Annotated in this window: 15 protein-coding genes; 5 read left to right on the top strand and 10 right to left on the bottom strand. The window is 70.0% G+C overall.

Annotated features, from left to right (window positions below):
* Positions 1–2 precede the first annotated feature (2 nt).
* The gene (locus AOZ06_RS31830; RefSeq protein ID WP_054292768.1) at positions 3–656 is read left to right on the top strand and encodes a hypothetical protein; all 654 of its coding nucleotides are present in this window, start codon (positions 3–5) and stop codon (positions 654–656) included.
* A gap of 35 nt (positions 657–691) precedes the next feature.
* Here the strand turns inward: AOZ06_RS31830 and AOZ06_RS31825 are convergent, their stop codons facing one another.
* The 4 genes from AOZ06_RS31825 to AOZ06_RS31810 form a co-directional block, all read right to left on the bottom strand.
* Positions 692–973 (bottom strand): metal-sensitive transcriptional regulator, encoded by a 282-nt coding sequence (locus tag AOZ06_RS31825; protein WP_054292767.1) that lies wholly within the window; start codon positions 971–973, stop codon positions 692–694.
* A 70-nt stretch (positions 974–1043) separates the two neighbouring features.
* Positions 1044–3284 (bottom strand): heavy metal translocating P-type ATPase, encoded by a 2241-nt coding sequence (locus AOZ06_RS31820; protein WP_054292766.1) that lies wholly within the window; start codon positions 3282–3284, stop codon positions 1044–1046.
* Positions 3285–3304: 20 nt separating this feature from the next.
* A complete protein-coding gene (locus AOZ06_RS31815; RefSeq protein WP_054292765.1) occupies positions 3305–4231 on the bottom strand; it encodes a hypothetical protein in 927 nt (308 codons plus the stop codon).
* A gap of 172 nt (positions 4232–4403) precedes the next feature.
* Positions 4404–5357 carry a GlxA family transcriptional regulator gene (locus AOZ06_RS31810; RefSeq protein WP_054292764.1) on the bottom strand — a complete coding sequence of 318 codons (954 nt, stop codon included), beginning with the start codon at positions 5355–5357 and terminating at the stop codon, positions 4404–4406.
* Between the two features lie 99 nt (positions 5358–5456).
* On the opposite strand from AOZ06_RS31810, the gene AOZ06_RS31805 reads away from it, so the two are divergent.
* Complete coding sequence (locus tag AOZ06_RS31805; RefSeq protein WP_225952953.1) at positions 5457–6110, top strand: DJ-1/PfpI family protein; 654 nt, start codon at positions 5457–5459, stop codon at positions 6108–6110.
* On the opposite strand, the gene AOZ06_RS31800 is transcribed toward AOZ06_RS31805, so the two are convergent.
* Complete coding sequence (locus AOZ06_RS31800) at positions 6064–7917, bottom strand: acyl-CoA dehydrogenase family protein (protein ID WP_054292763.1); 1854 nt, start codon at positions 7915–7917, stop codon at positions 6064–6066. The two genes, AOZ06_RS31805 and AOZ06_RS31800, sit on opposite strands and share 47 nt — an antisense overlap.
* Positions 7918–7968: 51 nt before the next feature.
* On the opposite strand from AOZ06_RS31800, the gene AOZ06_RS31795 reads away from it, so the two are divergent.
* Positions 7969–8247, top strand: a complete 279-nt coding sequence (locus AOZ06_RS31795) for a DUF2277 domain-containing protein (RefSeq protein WP_054292762.1) — start codon at positions 7969–7971, stop codon at positions 8245–8247.
* A gap of 454 nt (positions 8248–8701) precedes the next feature.
* On the opposite strand, the gene AOZ06_RS31790 is transcribed toward AOZ06_RS31795, so the two are convergent.
* The 4 genes from AOZ06_RS31790 to AOZ06_RS31775 all read right to left on the bottom strand — a co-directional run bounded on the left by AOZ06_RS31790 (position 8702) and on the right by AOZ06_RS31775 (position 11791).
* Complete coding sequence (locus tag AOZ06_RS31790; protein ID WP_054292761.1) at positions 8702–9487, bottom strand: dioxygenase family protein; 786 nt, start codon at positions 9485–9487, stop codon at positions 8702–8704.
* Between the two features lie 39 nt (positions 9488–9526).
* Positions 9527–10369 (bottom strand): helix-turn-helix domain-containing protein, encoded by an 843-nt coding sequence (locus tag AOZ06_RS31785; protein ID WP_218921814.1) that lies wholly within the window; start codon positions 10367–10369, stop codon positions 9527–9529.
* Between the two features lie 157 nt (positions 10370–10526).
* Positions 10527–11183 (bottom strand): maleylpyruvate isomerase family mycothiol-dependent enzyme, encoded by a 657-nt coding sequence (locus AOZ06_RS31780; protein ID WP_054292759.1) that lies wholly within the window; start codon positions 11181–11183, stop codon positions 10527–10529.
* Positions 11174–11791: a pyridoxine/pyridoxamine 5'-phosphate oxidase gene (locus tag AOZ06_RS31775; protein ID WP_083472774.1), complete on the bottom strand. Its 618-nt coding sequence runs from the start codon at positions 11789–11791 to the stop codon at positions 11174–11176. Before AOZ06_RS31775 ends, AOZ06_RS31780 begins: the two co-directional genes overlap by 10 nt.
* Positions 11792–11858: 67 nt before the next feature.
* Between AOZ06_RS31775 and AOZ06_RS31770 the strand changes: the two genes are divergently transcribed.
* Positions 11859–12407 (top strand): CGNR zinc finger domain-containing protein, encoded by a 549-nt coding sequence (locus AOZ06_RS31770; protein ID WP_054292757.1) that lies wholly within the window; start codon positions 11859–11861, stop codon positions 12405–12407.
* A gap of 43 nt (positions 12408–12450) precedes the next feature.
* The gene (locus AOZ06_RS31765; RefSeq protein WP_054292756.1) at positions 12451–13587 is read left to right on the top strand and encodes an AI-2E family transporter; all 1137 of its coding nucleotides are present in this window, start codon (positions 12451–12453) and stop codon (positions 13585–13587) included.
* On the opposite strand, the gene AOZ06_RS31760 is transcribed toward AOZ06_RS31765, so the two are convergent.
* Complete coding sequence (locus AOZ06_RS31760; protein WP_054292755.1) at positions 13584–14360, bottom strand: GAF and ANTAR domain-containing protein; 777 nt, start codon at positions 14358–14360, stop codon at positions 13584–13586. The two genes, AOZ06_RS31765 and AOZ06_RS31760, sit on opposite strands and share 4 nt — an antisense overlap.
* Positions 14361–14404 lie beyond the last annotated feature (44 nt).

Below are 14404 nucleotides of genomic sequence, written 5' to 3'. Positions count from 1 at the left end.
CAATGGCCTTCCGCACGCTGTTGTTCGCCAGTCTGATGACGTTCACGTTGGTCGCGCCGCCCGCAGTCGCCTCCCAACCGGCGACTGCGGTGTCCTCCATCGCCAAGGCGCGGACGCAGCCCCCGGGCACGGTCGTGACCGTCAGCGGCACCGTGACGACCCCGTCCGGTGCGTTCGAGTCCAGCTTCTTCGACAAGGGGTTCGGCCTGCAGGACGCGGGTGCGGGCATCTACGTCAGCACCCCGGGCAACCTGGACGCCGTTCCCGGCCGGCGTGCCAGGGTCACCGGCACGCTGAAGGACAGCTTCGGGTTCCTCGTCCTGGTCGCGTCCGAAGTCGACCTCGGCCGCACCGGACCGCACGTGACCCCGCGGTGGGTGCCGACCGCACGAGTGGGTGAACGGACCGAGGGGCTGCTGGTGCGGGTCGCCGGCCGGATCAGCCAGGCGCCGATCAGCGATCTGCCGTACGGCCACAAGTTCTGGATCGACGACGGATCCGGCGAGGTGCAGATCTTCGTCAACACCCAGACCGGGATCGACGTCGGTCCCCTCGAGCTCGGCCAGGTCGTCGTGGTGACCGGGCTGAGCGGGCAGTTCGACACCCACTACGAGGTGCTGCCGCGTTCACCGCGTGACGTCCGGGCCTTCGGCTGACAGCGCGAAGGCCCGGACATCCGGCCGGATGGGGGTCAGGAACGCACGAGGCGGGCGATGGCCTCGCTGGCCTCACGGACCTTCTCGTCCGCGGTCTCGCCGCCCTGCGCGATCGCCTCGGCCACGCAGTGCTTGAGGTGTTCGTCCATCAGGCCGAGCGACACGGCCTGCAGCGCCTTGGTCGCGGCGGAGATCTGGGTCAGCACGTCGATGCAGTACTCGTCGTTCTCGACCATCCGCTGCAGTCCGCGGACCTGGCCCTCGATGCGCCGCAGGCGTTTGAGGAACGCGTCCTTGTCTCCGGTGTATCCCCGCATGTCCCTTTGTCTCCCTCGTAGCCCACTGGCCGGCAAGTTTACCCCGTACCGGTACACGGGTGGGCTCTGATCAGCGGAAACCGCGCAACCGCAGGCTGTTGCTCACCACGAACACCGAGCTGAACGCCATCGCCGCGCCCGCGATCATGGGGTTGAGCAGTCCGGCCATCGCCAGCGGCAACGCCGCCACGTTGTAGGCGAACGCCCAGAACAGGTTGCCCTTGATGGTGCCGAGTGTCCGCCTGGCCAGCCGGATCGCGTCCACGGCGGCGAGCAGGTCGCCGCGCACCAGCGTCAGGTCGCTCGCCTCGATCGCGACGTCGGTGCCGGTGCCCATCGCCAGGCCGAGATCGGCCTGGGCCAGCGCCGCCGCGTCGTTCACGCCGTCGCCGACCATCGCGACCACCCGGCCGTCGGCCTGCAGCCCGCTGATCACGTCGACCTTGTCCTTGGGCAGGACCTCGGCGATCACCTCGTCGATGCCGGCCTCGGCGGCGATCGCCTTGGCCACGGCCGCGTTGTCGCCAGTGAGCAGCACAGGTTCGAGCCCGAGCGCCCGCAGCTTGCGGACCGCCTCGGCGGAGGTCGGTTTGACGGTGTCCGCGACCACGAGCACGGCTCGCGCCCGGCCGTCCCAGCCGACCGCGACCGCGGTCTTGCCGTCCTTCTCCGCCGCCGCCTTGGCTTCGGCGAGCTCCGCGGGCAACTGCTGGCTCCAGTCGGCCAGCAAGGCCGTGCGCCCGGCGACGACCGCCTTGCCCTCGACGACGCCCTGCACACCAAGGCCTTCGAGGTTCTTGAAGTCCTCGACGTCAGGCAGGTCACCGAGTTCGTCGATCGCCGCGGTCGCGATCGCCCGTGCGATCGGGTGCTCCGAGGCGTTTTCCAGCGCACCCGCCAGGCGCAGCGCTTCCTCGTCGGCGACGCCACCGGCCACGTGGATGTCCACAAGGGACATCTGACCGGTCGTCACCGTGCCGGTCTTGTCCAGCACCACGGTGTCGATCCGGCGCGTGGACTCCAGCACCTCGGGGCCCTTGATCAGGATCCCGAGCTGCGCGCCCCGGCCCGTGCCGACCAGCAGCGCGGTCGGCGTGGCCAGCCCGAGCGCACACGGGCACGCGATGATCAGCACGGCCACCGCCGCGGTGAACGCGGCGGCGGTCGAACCGCCCGCGCCCAGCCAGAAGCCCAGCGTGCCGACGGCCAGCGCGATCACGATCGGCACGAACACCCCGGAGATCCGGTCGGCCAGCCGCTGCACGCCGGCCTTGCGGGTCTGCGCGTCCTCCACCAGCTTGGCCATCTGCGCCAGTTGCGTGTCCGCGCCGATCCGCGTCGCGCGCACGACCAGCCGTCCACCGGCGTTCACGGTCGCGCCGACGACCTTGTCGCCCGCGCCGACCTCGACCGGGACGGACTCGCCGGTCAGCATGCTCGCGTCGACCGCGGAGCTGCCGACCTCGATCACGCCGTCGGTCGCGATCTTCTCGCCCGGCCGGACGACGAACCGGTCGCCGACGGCCAGCGTGTCCACCGGGACGCGTACCTCGCGGCCGTCGCGCAGCACGGCGACGTCCTTCGCGCCCATCTCCAGCAACGCCCGCAGCGCGGCGCCGGCGCGGCGCTTGGACCGTGCCTCGAAGTACCGGCCCGCCAGGATGAACGTGGTCACGCCCGCGGCGACCTCGAAGTAGATGTTGCCGTCGCCGCTCATCCGCTGGATGGTCAGCTCGAACGGGTGCGTCATGCCCGGCACACCCGCGCTGCCCCACAGCAACGCGTACAACGACCAGGCGAACGCGGCCAGCGTGCCCATCGAGATGAGGGTGTCCATTGTGGCCGCGCCGTGCCGCAGGTTCTGCCACGCGGCGCGGTGGAACGGCCACGCCGCCCACACCAGCACCGGCCCGGCCAGCGCCAGCGAGATCCACTGCCAGTACGTGAACTGCAGCGCCGGGATCATCGCCAGCGCGATCACCGGCACGGACAGCACGGTCGCGCCGATCAGCCGCTGCCGCAACGAGCGCAGCGGGTCGTCCGGCTCGGCCTCGTCCTGCTTGGCAGGCTGCGGCAGCTCCGCGCCGTACCCGGCGGCTTCGACCGTCTGCACGAGCAGGGCCGGGTCGACCTCGGTGGGGAACGTGACCTTCGCCTTCTCGGTGGCGTAGTTGACCGTCGCGGTCACGCCGTCGAGTTTGTTCAGCTTGCGTTCGATGCGGTTGGCGCATGAGGCGCACGTCATCCCGCTGATGGCCAGTTCGATCTGCTGACCGGCGAGGAGTTCGGACGGTGTCGTGGGAACTGCCATGGGAACTCTCCTTTCCGGTGTCAGTGGCCGTGGCCGTCGTCGCCGTGCCCCTGCTGACCGGGCGGCGCGGGCGGGGCCGGGGCGTTCGTGCTGCCGGTGCTCAGCGTGAAGTCCGCTGTGCGCACCTTGTCACCGTGCTTGAAGTCCAGGAACAGCCGGTACTTGCCGCTCGACGGGACCTCGGCGAAGAACGTGATGTTCGGCCCGGCGGTGGTTGTGTTGTCCGGGTGGACGTGCAGGTAGGCCAAGTCGCCGACGCGCAGCGCCACGAGGTGACCATACGCCCCCAGGTACGGCTGCAGGTCGGTGACGTCCTGGCCGTTGCGGCGGACGGTCAGCATGAGCCGGGAGGAACGGCCGGGCACGAGCTGGCCTTCGAGCGAGACCTCGTAGTCGTCGATGGCCGACACGCGGAAGTCGCGGTAGGAGACCGGCTGGAAGACACCGGGGACGGCCAGGTCGACACCGAGCGTGAGCTTCTTGCCGCCGGTCGGCTTGAAGTCGGCCAGCGCGCGGTAGCTGCCCGCCTGGGTGAGCGTCAGCGGGACGGTCCACGTGCCGTCCGGCGCCATCTCGGGGTGCACGTGCTGGAACCCGGCGAGGTCACGCCGTACGACGATCAGATGCATGCGCTTGTCGTGCTCGACGTCGTACGCGGTCAGCGCGGTGCCGTCGCTCCTGGTGATCCGGAAGCTGAACGGAGTGGTGGTCCCCGGGGTGAACGTCGTGCCGGTCGGCTGGAGGATGTAGCCGTCCTTGGCCGACGCCAGGCCGTCGGGTCCCTCGGAGCCCGCCGTGACGGTGGTGCCGTGGGTGTCCGTGTGGGGCGCCGCGGGCGTGCCCGCCGCGTCGCTCACGGGACCGACAGCAGTGCCGATCGCCCACGCGCCTGTGGCGACCAGGGCGAGCGCCGCACCGTAGACGGTGAGCCTCGTGGCTGTGTTCATCGGTCAGTCCTGTTCTGGGCTGAGGTTCGCGGTCATCCGGACCGGTCGGTTCCACCTTACCCCCTACGGGTACCCGGAACGGACGCGGTCACGTCGGATTTATACCCCTGGGGGGTATCAAACCGCAAGGTGCCGATCGCGTTCACCGCGCCGGCCGCCCGGCTGCGATGACCTACGGGACGCGCCTGGCCGCTTCGGCCCGGAAGGTGCCCCGGTAGGCCCTCGGGCTGGTGCCGACGTGCTCGGTGAAGTGCACCCGCAGGGTCTCGGCCGAGCCGAAGCCGGTCTCCCGCGCGACGCGCTCGACGGCCAGGTCCGTGGTCTCGAGGAGTTCCCGCGCGCGTTGCAGGCGGTGGTCGAGCAGCCAGCGCGACGGTGTCGTGCCGGTCTGCGCCCGGAACCGCCGCGAGAGCGTGCGCGTGCTCATGGTCGCCTCGGCGGCGATGTCGGCCAGAGTCATCGGTGACGTGAGGTTCTCCCGCATCCACCGCAGAGTCGGAGCCAGGTCGCCCGCGTCGGCGCCTGCGGGGTCGGGGTGCTCGATGAACTGGGCCTGCCCGCCCGAGCGCTGCGGCGGCATCACGATCTGCCTGGCGGTGCCGGCCGCGACCGCCGCGCCACGGTCACGCCGCACGAGGTGCAGGCACAGGTCGAGACCGGCCGCGACCCCGGCTGATGTGAGGATCTGCCCGTCGTCGACGAACAGGACCGAAGGATCGACCGTCACATCCGGGTGGGACTCGGCGAGCTGTCCGGCGAGCATCCAGTGCGTCGTTGCCCGTCGGCCGTCCAGCAGGCCCGCCGCCGCGAGTGTGAACGCGCCCGTGCAGATCGCCGCCACACGCGCCCCACGAGCCGCAGCCGCACGCAACAACCGCAGGACTCGGGGATTCGGCGGCAGCCCCGGATCGGCACCCGGCACGACGAGCGTGTCCGCGTCCTCGGCGTCGGCCAGGCCGTAGCGGGAGACGACCCGGAAGTCCTCCCGCCCGGCGGTGGTGGCAGCGGCGCTGCGCTGGGCGCAGACCCGCACCTCGTATCCGGGCGTGATTCCGAAGACCTGGCACGGGATGGTCAGCTCAAGGCCGACCACGCCGTCAACGGCGAGTACGGCGACGACATGCATGGCCAGATCCTAGGGAAAGGGGGCGACCTCGCCACTGTTCGGTCCGGGTGGCCACGGACATACTCGCTGTGCCCGTTGCCGTTGGAGAAGGGATCCGACTTGTCTCTGCGAGTTCAGACAGTGCTGTACGACGGTGCCGAGGACCAGGATTTCACCGGCGTGCTGGCGGCTTTCGGTGTGCTGGACGACATCCGGCTGTCCTACGTCAGCGCCGACGGCCCCGGCACAGTGACCACGGCATCCGGCGCGGAGATCACGGTCGGCTGTCCGTGGTCCCCGGAAACGGCCGACCTGATCCTGGTCCCCGGCGGTGGTTACGGTCCAGGGTCCGCTGTGGACGAACAGATCCACTGCGGCACACTGCCGAACGCGCTGGCACGAGCCAAACGCCCGGATCTGGTCCTGGCCGCCGTCTGCACGGGAACGCTGCTGCTGGCCGCCGCAGGCCTCACCACCGACCGCCCCTGCACGACGCACCACGTCGCCAAGGGCGACCTGGCGGCGCTGGGCGCACGGGTGGTCGGCGGGCGGGTGGTCGACGACGGCGACCTCGTCACGTCAGCCGGTGTCACGTCCGGGCTCGACCTTGGCGTGTGGCTCGTGGAACGCTTACGTGGCCCGGAGATGGCGTTGCTCGTCGAGGAGGTCCTCGAGTACGAGCGCCGCGGCACGGTGTGGCGATCCACAAAGGACCACAGTAGCGCTGTCACGCCAAGTACTGGCGTGGGATCGCGAACGCGTCGACCAACGTGACCGCGTGCGGCCGCAGCTGCTTGCACAGCGCGTTGACCTCGGCGATCACCTTCTTGGCACGGGCGGGCGTGATCCGGCCGTGCTCGAGGAACCACGCGCGGTCCTCCTCGATCGTGGCCAGCGCGTAGAGGTCGAGAACCTGACCGAGCAGTGCCTTGACCTCCTCGTCGGCGCACTGCCCGACCGCGGCGTCGAACGCGTCGAACACGAGCCGCTCGATGTGGGTGCGCCCGGCGAGCAGCACGTGGTCCTGCACGTCGTTGAACACGTCGAACGGGTCGGTGCCCGACGAGGCCGCGGCCCGCAGCCGTCCCGCCAGGCCGGACAGGACGTGCTGCTCGCGGTCCTCGAACAGGCTGCGCTGCCACGCACGGGACCGCAGATCGTCGTCGTCGAACCGGGCGATCACCTGACGAGCCGCGATCCGTTCCAGCACACTGCCCATCAGCTGCTCGGCCACCAGACGAGCCGTCGCCAACGGGCTCAGGTCGGCGAAGTTGTCGCGGTAGTCGGTCAGCAGTCCTTTCGCGACCAGTTGCAGCAGGACGGTGTTGTCGCCTTCGAACGTGGTGAAAACGTCGGTGTCCGCTTTCAGCACCGGCAACACGTTCGCCACGAGATACCCCGCGCCGCCGCAGGCCTCGCGGGCGGTCTGGATCGTGCGGGTGGCGTGCCACGTCGCCACGGCCTTGATCCCCGCGGCGCGGGATTCCAGCTGCCGCTGGGCGATCGGGTCGGGCTCGGGCGTGCCCTGCACCTCGTGCAGCATCTGCACCAGTTCGTCCTGTGCGAAGTGCAGCGCGTAGGACTTGGCCAGCGCGGGCAGCAGTTTCCGTTGGTGGGCCAGGTAGTCCAGCAGCTGGATCTCGGTGTCCGAGTCCGGTCTGCGGAACTGGCGGCGGGACTGCGCGCGGTGCACGGCGATCGTCAGCGCGCGTTGCGTCGCGCTGCCCGCCGCGCCCGCCACGCTGATCCGGCCGCGGACCAGCGTGCCGAGCATGGTGAAGAACCGGCGGCTGTCGCTCTCGATCGAGCTGGTGTACTGCCCGTCGTCGGTGACGTCGCCGTACCGGTTGAGCAGGTTCTCCTTGGGAACACGGACGTTGTCGAACCACAACCGGCCGTTGTCCACGCCGTTCAGGCCGGCTTTCGGCCCGCAGTCCCCGATCCGCACGCCCGGCATCGGGCGGCCGTCGGCGTGCCTGATCGGCACGACGAACGCGTGCACACCGTACGAGCGGTCATCGAGGATCAGCTGCGCGAACACCACCGCTGTGCGGCCGTCGCGGGCGGCGTTGCCGATGTAGTCCTTGCGGGCGTCGTCGTCCGGTGTGTTCACGACGAACTCGCCGTTGTCGTACCGCGCGGTGGTACGCAGGTGTTGCACGTCCGAGCCGTGCCCGCTCTCGGTCATCGCGAAGCAGCCGGGCAGCTCCAGCGACATGACGTCCGGCAGGTAGCGGGCGTGGTGGCGTTCGGTGCCCAGCATCTGGATCGCGCCGCCGAACAGTCCCCATTGGACACCGGCCTTGACCATCAGCGACAGGTCGCCGTAGCCGAGGACCTGGAACGACACGACCGAGCCGCCGATGTCGCCCTCGCCGCCGTGCGCGCGGCCGAACCCCAGCCGGGCGTGCCGGGCGCCGGCGAGTTCGCGCAGTTGATCGGTCACCAGCGCGCGGTAGGCGTCCATGTCCAGCCGGGCGGTGTCCGCCGCCTTGTTCTCGGCCAGGCGTTCCCGCAGCTCACGGCGGAGTTGTGGCCACCGGCCGTCGAGCACATCGGTCACCCGCGCAGCTTCGATCATGATCGGAAGTTACCCCGGGTGTAGCCCTGCTACACGTCATATGCTGGCCGTATGTGTCGGAACATCACCACATTGCGTGGTCTTGAGCCAGCCGCGACGCCCACGGAGATCGAGGCGGCGGCTCGGCAGTACGTCCGCAAGGTCAGCGGTGTGCAGTCGGTGTCGGATGCCACCAGGGAGGCGTTCGAGCAGGCCGTCGCCGAGATCGCCGAGATCACCACACGCCTGCTGGACACGCTGCCCGCGCGGCGGCAGCCGCCCACCACTGTGCCGCCGCTGCGCAGGCCGGAGGTCCAGGCCAGGCTGGCGGCGAAGAACAAGTCCACATAGGCACGGGCCAAACGGCCGGGGTGCCGCCGGCCCGCTGTGCTAGGCCACGGCACCCCGGCCAGGCCGGACGAGATCGAGTCCGCGTGCGAGGCGGCTATCCTGCACCCTCCTTGGTTGCCGCCACGCACACGGCCACGACTTGCCTCGTCCGAGCTCACCACGACCGCGCCCGCCGGATCAGCGGACACGGATGACTACGCGGCAACGCCGCGACGCGGGCCATCGTCGCCGCGGAACGCCGCGTTGGGGTAACGGAGGGGCAGGGCACGCCTACCGTCCGTTGCCGCGTCCACCGTGCGGCACGCCGGTCGTGGTGAACGAATCAGCGCGGTCGAAGGTGGCCGGCATGCGCGCCCACACACCGGCCACCCCGAACGCACGTGTCAGAACCGCGGATATCCCAGACCGCCACCACGCCTACATCGCGGTCGAGCCGCTGCTGGTGTCCGGCGCATCACTCGGCCCGCCACAGCGCGGCGGTCACCGGAGGTTCCCAGCCTGGTTGTGCCACATGCGTTTGCAGACACACGTAACCGATACCGTTGTGGGTCACGCGGGAACCGGCGGTGTACGACGTGCCTGCCGCCCAGGTCCCGCCGCCGGGTGGCGGGGTGGTCGTCGGTGGGCTCTGTGGCACGTTCAACACGAAGTCGAACGCCGCCTCACGTCCGCTGCCGGCGTTGCGCACCGTCATCAGCAGGCGTGGGTCGAAGATCGAGTCCGTGTTGTTGCGGGGTTCGTTGGGGAAGTACAGCTGGGTGGTCAGCACCGGACGGTTGGGTGCCTGCACCTTCACGTGGATGTGCCGGGTGCGGCCGGGGTAGAGGCCGGGCACGATCGTGGTCAGCTTGAACGCCCCGTTGGCGTCGGTGAACTGGTGGCCGCGGAAGCGGAATCCGGTGTTGTCGTAGGCACCGTTGTTGTCGGCCTGCCAGAAGTCCAGCAGAACGTTGGCGATCGGCTGGCACTTGAGCCCGAAGACGTAGCCGGACACCGTCAGCGGTGTGCCCACGGTGCCTGGTTGCACCAGTGAGGTCCGTTGCGGTGAGTTCGGCTTGAAGTACGGGCCTTCGGTTTGTTGTGGGGTGGGGTCGTCGCCGTCGTCACAAGCAGGGGTGAGCGGCGGCGCACCGGAACTGGTGCGCGCGAGTGCCGGCACCGCGAGTAACGCGGCCGGCACCGCCACACCGGCGGCGAGCGCTGCGCGCAACACCGTCTTCCGGCTGGGTCGGTTGTCCATTCGGGGTCCTTGTGGGCGCGTGGGACAGTGACAACCAACCTAGGTAGCCGGTTTCTCGTTGACGATGGACTGGTGCGGCCAGTCATGGTGTTTTTCCCGGAAGTCACCGGGGCTGTCGCCGGTCTCGCGGCGGAAGAACCGGCAGAAGTAGGCGGAGTCGGTGAACCCGATCCGCTGCGAGATCTGCCGGACGGTCAGATCGGTCCTGATCAGCAGCCGTTTGGCCTCCCTGATCCTGGTCTCCCTGATCAGCTGGGACGGCGTGCGCCCGGTGGCGTTCCTGATCACGTCGGTGAGGTAGCCGGGCGTGACCCCGATCTGCTCGGCGTACTCGCGCACGGTCCACAGCTCGGTGTGCGCGGTCAGCTTCATGAACTTCTGCGCGACCGCGTTGGCCCTGACCGGGGACGGCCCGGCGGCCTCGGTCAGCCTGCCCGCCCTGGTGACGATGACGTGCAGCAGGGCCCTGAGTACGGACTCGGTCCGTTCCTTGAACTCCTCGTGCATCTCGTCGAGCAGGGGCATCATCCGCTGGTGCGCCTGCGGGTCGAGGGTGAGCCACGGCCGTTCGCTGAGTTTGTGCAGCAGGTCCCGGTCGGCGGGGTGGTCGACGAGGAAGTCGTCGGTGAACAGCAGCACGAGCCCGTCGAGGTCGGTCACGTTCTCCCAGTGGTGCACCTGACCGGGCACGATCACGCACAGGTGCGGCGGTTCGAGGTCCCATCTGGCCATGTCCACGACGTGCGTGCCGGTCCCGTGCGTCACGTACACGATCTCGTGGAACGTGTGCCGGTGCGGGAAAGGCGCGTGCGAAAGCGGGCCGAGCGCGTCGAACGTGCCCATCTCGAACGGCATCCCGTCACACGTCTCCAGCCGGTGCATCGGGGGTTCGCCATTGCGGGGCGGCAAGCAGGGTGTCCCCGGTGGGACTGTTGTGCCACGCATGTCTTCCGATCCTCCCGTCGTCGCGAGGTCCAGACCAATTATGCGCACAGATCGGGCAGGCACAGCGAAAAAGAAGTCCCACCGGGCTGGTGGATCACGGCCACGGGCCGAGCCGGACCTCCTCGCCGCACGACACGTCTCCCGCGTACGAGCGCCCGGCCAGCCACGCGGCGACATCGGCGAGCTCACCGGTGACCCGCACCGGCCGTCCCGTGCCCACCACGCGGCCGGGCAGGACGAGGCTCGTCCCCGGCGGGACGCGGGTGGCCAGGAACCCGATCAGGTAGCCGGAGAACTCCGCGGACCAGGTCACCGGCCCGAGCAGCAGGTCCGCCGAGTGGATCTCCACCTCCCGCCACCGCGCCAGCACGATGTCCACGAGCGCGCCGTCGCGGTACGCCACCGGACGTCGCCAGTCCGCCGGGCCCACCGCGGACCACGCGGTCTCGAGTTCCTGAGCGGATCGGACGACGTCGTCGGCCAAGTCCCGCGCCGGGCGGCCCGCGCCTTTCGCGATCGCCGCGGCACGACCGTCCTGGCCACCGTCGTACATGTCGACCAGCTTGCCGTCGAGGGCGTGTTCCACTTGCCTGGTCAGGGCTCGGGCCAGTTCGGCGAGGTGGGTCAGCACGTGCCCGCGCGACCAGCCGGGCAACGCCGAATCCGCCCGTGCGGCGGCGTCCGTCAGGCCGGTGAGCAGGGTTGCCAGCCTGACGTGCCCGGCGGCCACTTCGGGGATTCTCACGGGCATAGCTGGGTCTTCTCCCATCCTCCGCCGGTCGCCGTGTAGCGCAGCCTGGTGTGGTCGCGGTCCGGATCGCCTTGCCAGAACTCGGCTTCTCCGGCGGCCACGCCGTACACAGTCCATTCTGGATAGTCGGTGGGGGCGTCGCGGGGGACGGGCGCGGCCGTCTTCGGCGTGCTCTGCCGTCCGGTCGCGGCCATGGCTCGGGCGCTCGCCCCTCGTTCGCGGAAATCTTGTGCGCTGGTCGCCGGGTCCGCGGTGATCACCGGGCCGCGAACGCGGATCTGACGGCCGAGTTCGGGCCAGTAGAACGTGAGCGCCGCCCTCGGTGTGGCTGTGAGGTGCCGTCCCTTGGGGCTGGCCGAGCTCGTGGCGAACCACCAGGTGTCGTCCGTGAGGTCCTTCAGGATGAGGACGCGGGCATCCGGCACGCCGTCGGGATCCACGGTCGAGAGCGTCATCGCGTGCGGCTCGCGCACGCCCGCGTCGATCGCGTGGTGCAACCAGTCCGTGAACTGCGCGGCGGGGGTCGGCGAAGCCCGGGACACGTCGAAGGCCGGCAACGGGGGAGCCAGCGAGGGCAGTCCGCGGAGCAACTGCCTAATGGAGTTCATCGCCAAGCTCATTAGCCCACCGTAGTCCACACGGGGTTGCGTGGGAAAGTCCATTAGACTTGCGGCCATGTCCGACCTGGCACTGCGGCTGGCCGCCACCATCAGGCACGACGGGCACGGTGGTGTCGCGGACGACCTGGACACCGAGAACGGCTTCCGGCAGTGGCTCCGGGACAACACCCGAGGCGCCGAAGGCGACCGGGCGCAGGTGATCGAACTGCGCCGAGCTGTCCGGTCGTTGTTCGCGTACGCGGTGAAACCGGGGGAACCCAGCAAGGCCGACAGCGACCGCCTGCTCGACCCGCGAGACGCGCTCGCCCACGTCAACGCCGCCGCGGGGGCAGTGCTGCGGGCCCCTCGGCTGGACTGGCCCGAGGACGGCGAACCCGTCGTGCGGTTCGAGAGCACCGGGGGAGACGAACTGCTCGCCACGCTGGCACGGGCGGCGATCGAGTTCCTGGCAAGCGACGCGCGGACCAAGCTGCGCGCCTGCCCGGCGCCGCGCTGCGTCCGCTACTTCGTCAAGCAGCACCCCCGGCAGGAGTGGTGCAAACCGTCGTGCGGCAACCGGGCACGTGTGACGCGTTACTACAAGCGCAGGCACGAGTCGGTTTAGTCCTGCTTCCGGCCGGGCAGCCCCACAGCGGAGGTGGGGCCGGGTGCCGGACCAACAGAACAGCGTGCCGAGACCGCTTCGAGTCGTCGCGGCGGTGAGCTGGCGGATAGTGGCGGTCGCGGCCGCGCTGTACCTCCTCGGCCACGTCGTCGGCTTCCTCGCCCCCGTGGTCGTCCCGCTCGCCATCGCCTTGCTGCTGGCCGCGTTGCTCGCTCCCGCGGTGTCCTTTTTGGTCCGTCACCGGGTGCCGAGGGGCCTCGCGGTCACGCTGGTCATCATCGGCGGCCTCGCGGTCTTCGGCGGCCTGCTCACGTTCGTGGTCTCCACCTTCGTCAGCGGCCTGCCCGAACTGCGCACCCAGCTCTCCCGCAGCGTCGAGACCATCTCCGACTGGCTGACCAACGGGCCGCTGCACCTGCGCGACGACCAGCTGCGCCGGTTCTTCGACAACATCGTCACCTCCGTCGCGGGCAGCCAGAGCGACCTGACCACCGGGGCGCTGAACACCGCGCTGACCATCGGCGAGGTCCTCGGCCAGACGCTGCTGATCATCTTCTCGCTGATCTTCCTGCTCTACGACGGCCCCGGCATCTGGGCCTTCCTGCTGCGCGGCGTGCCCACCGGCCACCGCACCCGGATCGACGTGGCCGGGCGGCGCGGCCTCGCCGCGCTGGTCAGCTACGTCCGCGCGACCATCGCGGTGGCCACAGTGGACGCTGTCGGGATCGGCATCGGGATGCTCATCCTCGACGTCCCGCTGGCGTTCCCCCTCGCGGCGCTGGTCTTCCTCGGCGCGTTCGTGCCGATCATCGGTGCGGTGGTGGCAGGTGGCGCGGCTGTGCTGATCGCCTTGGTGGCCAACGGCCCGGTGACCGCGCTGATCCTGCTCGGTGTCGTGATCGCCGTGCAGCAACTCGAAGGGCACGTGCTGCAGCCGTTGCTGCTCGGCCGGGCGGTGCGGCTGCATCCGCTGGCGGTCGTGCTGATGATCTCCGCGGGTGTCGTCACGGCCGGGATCACCGGCGCGTTGCTGGCCGTCCCGCTGCTGGCCGTGCTCAACTCGGGCATCCGGTCACTGCGCAGCGAGGCCGACGAACACGTCAAACCCGAGGACGTGCACACCAGCCAGCCGGAGGAGTCCGCGCCCGACGAGCCCGGCATCGACCGGCACGACGACTAGGTGTCCAGTTCGGTGTGCCGGTCAGCCAGCGTCTTGGCCAGGTCGGCAAGCTTGACGTTGAGCGACTGCGACGTCTCCCGCAGCACGTCGAACGCCGCGTCGGCGGTGATCTTCCTGCGCTGCATGAGGATTCCCTTGGCCTGGCCGATGACGTCACGGCTGTCGATGGCCTTGCGCAGGTGCTCGGCCTGCAGCTGCGCGGTCGTGATCGCGCGGGACGTGGACAACGCCAGCGACCCGTGCGTGGCCAGCAGCAGCATCACATCGCGGTCAGCGGCGTTGAAAGCTTGCTTGTTCCGCGAATACACGTTGAGCGCGCCGGACAGCTCAGGCGGCTGCGGATCGCGGGGCAACGCGGTCGACAGCACGGCGTGGAATCCCAAGTCCACCGACGCCGCGGCGAACTCCGGCCACAAGTCGTTCGACGCCAGGTCGTTGCTCAGCGAGAACGCCGGGCCCGCCGGATCGACCGCGTCCGCGCACGGGCCGCGGCGGTTGTCGTACTGCACGTGATCCAGCCGGACCGCGAGCTGGTCGGTGGCGACAGGCGTGTGCAGCCTGCCGTCGGCGTCGCGCAGGGTCACGCTGACCATGTCGGCGCCTGGCAGGAACCGGACCGCCGCCATGGACAACTCCTGCAGCACACCCGCCGCTGTCTTCGTGGTCAGCAGCGATGTGGTCAGCAGGGCGAACTGCTCGGCCAGCGGGCCTGGCGAGGTGTCGCGGTCAGCGACGAAGTCCGCTCTGTCCCGAATCCAGTCAGGGTCACTCACAGCTGGACACCCTTTCTCGTATCGCGTTCGGTCGAACCGGGTAC

It is taken from the genome of Kibdelosporangium phytohabitans (genome assembly GCF_001302585.1).
In the GTDB taxonomy this organism is placed as follows: domain Bacteria; phylum Actinomycetota; class Actinomycetes; order Mycobacteriales; family Pseudonocardiaceae; genus Kibdelosporangium; species Kibdelosporangium phytohabitans.
This window is presented reverse-complemented; position numbering and strand designations above follow the sequence as displayed.

What these genes read in the sequence shown, in the direction of transcription:
- AOZ06_RS31815 (WP_054292765.1), bottom strand. Translation starts at nt 4,231, where the DNA reads ATGAACACAGCCACGAGGCTCACCGTCTACGGTGCGGCGCTCGCCCTG.
- AOZ06_RS31820 (WP_054292766.1), bottom strand. Translation starts at nt 3,284, where the DNA reads ATGGCAGTTCCCACGACACCGTCCGAACTCCTCGCCGGTCAGCAGATC.
- AOZ06_RS31785 (WP_218921814.1), bottom strand. Translation starts at nt 10,369, where the DNA reads ATGCACCGGCTGGAGACGTGTGACGGGATGCCGTTCGAGATGGGCACG.
- AOZ06_RS31800 (WP_054292763.1), bottom strand. Translation starts at nt 7,917, where the DNA reads ATGATCGAAGCTGCGCGGGTGACCGATGTGCTCGACGGCCGGTGGCCA.
- AOZ06_RS31790 (WP_054292761.1), bottom strand. Translation starts at nt 9,487, where the DNA reads ATGGACAACCGACCCAGCCGGAAGACGGTGTTGCGCGCAGCGCTCGCC.
- AOZ06_RS31830 (WP_054292768.1), top strand. Translation starts at nt 3, where the DNA reads ATGGCCTTCCGCACGCTGTTGTTCGCCAGTCTGATGACGTTCACGTTG.
- AOZ06_RS31780 (WP_054292759.1), bottom strand. Translation starts at nt 11,183, where the DNA reads ATGCCCGTGAGAATCCCCGAAGTGGCCGCCGGGCACGTCAGGCTGGCA.
- AOZ06_RS31825 (WP_054292767.1), bottom strand. Translation starts at nt 973, where the DNA reads ATGCGGGGATACACCGGAGACAAGGACGCGTTCCTCAAACGCCTGCGG.
- AOZ06_RS31810 (WP_054292764.1), bottom strand. Translation starts at nt 5,357, where the DNA reads ATGCATGTCGTCGCCGTACTCGCCGTTGACGGCGTGGTCGGCCTTGAG.
- AOZ06_RS31795 (WP_054292762.1), top strand. Translation starts at nt 7,969, where the DNA reads ATGTGTCGGAACATCACCACATTGCGTGGTCTTGAGCCAGCCGCGACG.
- AOZ06_RS31775 (WP_083472774.1), bottom strand. Translation starts at nt 11,791, where the DNA reads ATGAACTCCATTAGGCAGTTGCTCCGCGGACTGCCCTCGCTGGCTCCC.
- AOZ06_RS31770 (WP_054292757.1), top strand. Translation starts at nt 11,859, where the DNA reads ATGTCCGACCTGGCACTGCGGCTGGCCGCCACCATCAGGCACGACGGG.